We start from the raw sequence: 2731 nt of genomic DNA on the forward strand, positions 1-2731 counted from the left end.
CCGGGGCGAACCACGAGATGTCCGGAATGCGCTCGGACCCGCGGATGCGCACCGGCAGCCCGTCGAAGAAGCGACGTCGACGGAACACCGGGTGCGCAGCCCGCAACGCGGACACCGAGCGGGTGAATTCGATCAACCCCGTGTCGGCACTGGCCCAGTCGATCCAGGTGATCTCGTTGTCCTGGCAGTACCCGTTGTTGTTGCCGCCCTGAGTGCGGCCGAGCTCGTCACCGTGGCAGATCATCGGCACACCCTGGCTCAGCAGGTTGGTGGTGATGAAATTGCGCTGCTGTTGGGCACGCAGCGCAAGGATCACCGGATCGTCGGTGGGGCCTTCGACGCCACAGTTCCAGGACTGGTTGTTGCTCTCGCCGTCGTTGTTGTTCTCGCCGTTGGCGTCGTTGTGCTTGTCGTTGTAGGAGACCAGGTCGCGCAGCGTGAAGCCATCGTGGGCGGTGACGAAGTTGATCGAGGCCACCGGTCGGCGCGCCGTGTGCTCGTACAGATCCGCCGACCCGGTGAGTCGGGAGGCGAACTCGCCGAGGCTGGCGTCCTCGCCGCGCCAGAAGTCGCGGACCGTGTCGCGGTACTTGCCGTTCCATTCGGTCCACTGCGGTGGGAAGTTGCCGACCTGGTAGCCACCGGGGCCGACGTCCCACGGCTCGGCGATGAGCTTCACCTGACTCACGGTGGGGTCCTGCTGGACGAGTTCGAAGAAGGTCGACAGCTTGTCCACGTCGTAGAACTCGCGGGCCAGCGTGGACGCCAGGTCGAAGCGGAACCCGTCGACGTGCATCTCGGTGACCCAGTAGCGCAGCGAGTCCATGATGAGCTGAAGAGCGTGGGGGTGGCCGGCGTTGAGGCTGTTGCCGGTGCCGGTGTAGTCCATGTAGTACCGCTGGTCGTCGTCGACGAGGCGGTAGTAGGCGGCGTTGTCGATCCCCCGCATCGACAGCGTCGGGCCCATGTGGTTGCCCTCGGCGGTGTGGTTGTTGACCACGTCGAGGATGACTTCGATATCCGCCTCGTGCAGTGCGCGGACCATCGCCTTGAACTCCTGCACCTGGCCGCCGGGCGTCGGGCTGGCGCCGTACTTGGAGTCCGGCGCGAAGAACCCGATGGTGTTGTAACCCCAGTAGTTGGACAGGCCCTTGTCGATCAGCGTGGAGTCGTTCGCGAAGTGGTGCACCGGCATCAGTTCGATCGCCGTGATCCCGAGATCCTTGAGGTGCTCGATGATCGCGGGGTGGGCGATCGCCGCGTAGGTGCCGCGGCTGCGCTCCGGGATGTCCGGGTGCGTCTCGGTGAGGCCCTTGACGTGCGCCTCGTAGATGACCGAGTCCGCATATTCGTGCTGCGGTGGCCGGTCGTTGCCCCAGTCGAAGAACGGGTTGATGACGACGGACTTCGGCATGCTGGCCGCCGAGTCCTCGTCGTTGCGGCTGTCGGGGTCGCCGAAGTCGTAGCCGAAGAGGGACTGGTCCCACTGGAACGTGCCGTCGATGGCCTTCGCATAGGGGTCAAGCAGCAGCTTGTTGGCGTTGCACCGCTGACCGGACGCCGGATCGTACGGACCGTGCACGCGATAGCCGTACCGCTGGCCCGGCTCGACGTCGGGCACGAAGCCGTGCCAGACGAAGCCGTCGACCTCGGGCAGCTTCAACTTGGTCTCGGTGCCATCGGCGTCGAACAGGCACAGCTCGATGGACTCCGCGGCCTCGCTGAAGACGGCGAAGTTGCTGCCCGAACCGTCGTAGGTGGCTCCAAGTGGGTAGGCCTTGCCTGGCCACATCTCCCGCAGGATGACGTCCTTGACGGGGGCATCGGGCTGCGACGCCGGCATCACGGGAGGCGTCGCGGTGTCCTTGGAACTGGCGGCTTTCGAACTGGCTGAGGCCAAAGTGCACACTCCGGGTTGACTGAGATCGAACAAGGCGACGATACGGTGCTCTCGGCCGCGGGAGCATGGCGGGCGAGACGCACGAATTGGAGGTACGCCACTTTGGCTACCGGCTCTGGCCTGCCCAGTTACCGAACACTGCAAACCCAGGCCGACGGGCCTGTGGTCACGATCACCCTGAATCGACCCCGGGTTCGCAACGCGATCGGCGACGGGATGCGCGAGGAACTCGCCGACGCATTCGTCCGCTGCGACCAGGACGACACCGTGCGGGTGGTGGTGCTGACGGGTGCTCCACCGGCCTTCTGCGCAGGCGCCGACCTTGCCGTCGGCGACCGCACCTTTGCCGAACCCGGCCCTGGCTTCAGCGCGGCGGGTATCGCAATTCCAGCCTGGACGCTGAGCAAACCGGTGATCGCCGCCATCAACGGGCACGCGCTCGGGCTCGGGCTGACCCTCGCGCTGCAGTGCGACATCCGGTTGTTCGCCGCGGACGCGAAGTATGGCGTCGTGCAGGTCCGCCGCGGAGTGGTCGGGGACGCGTACTCGCACTGGGTGCTGCCCCGGCTGGTCGGCATCGCCAACGCCGCCGAGATTCTGCTGACCGGCGCCACCTTCGACGGTCGCCGGGCCGTCGAGCTCGGGCTTGGCAGCCGGGTGCTCGACGCCGACGCCGTTCTGCCCGCCGCGGTGGCCCTCGCCCACGACGTCGCCGAGAACACCGCCCCGATGTCGGTGGCTGCAAGCAAGCGCCTGCTGTGGGACTCGTATGACCTGGACCGCGAGGCGGTCGGTGCCCGCGAGACCGCGATACATCTCGCGCTGATGGCC

At 66.7% G+C, this 2731-nt stretch carries 2 protein-coding genes; one reads left to right on the top strand and one right to left on the bottom strand.

The window, feature by feature from the left end; translation table 11 throughout:
- On the bottom strand, nt 1-1843 hold a 1843-nt coding region (glgX, locus tag ACRDUX_RS04090), incomplete at its 3' end, for a glycogen debranching protein GlgX (protein WP_526411279.1).
- Between the two features lie 159 nt (nt 1844-2002).
- Here glgX and ACRDUX_RS04095 point away from each other — a divergent pair.
- Nucleotides 2003-2731 (top strand): enoyl-CoA hydratase/isomerase family protein (locus ACRDUX_RS04095; RefSeq protein WP_526411281.1); only part of this gene is annotated, 729 nt, incomplete at its 3' end.

It is taken from the genome of Mycobacterium sp., assembly GCF_050701675.1.
GTDB lineage: Bacteria > Actinomycetota > Actinomycetes > Mycobacteriales > Mycobacteriaceae > Mycobacterium.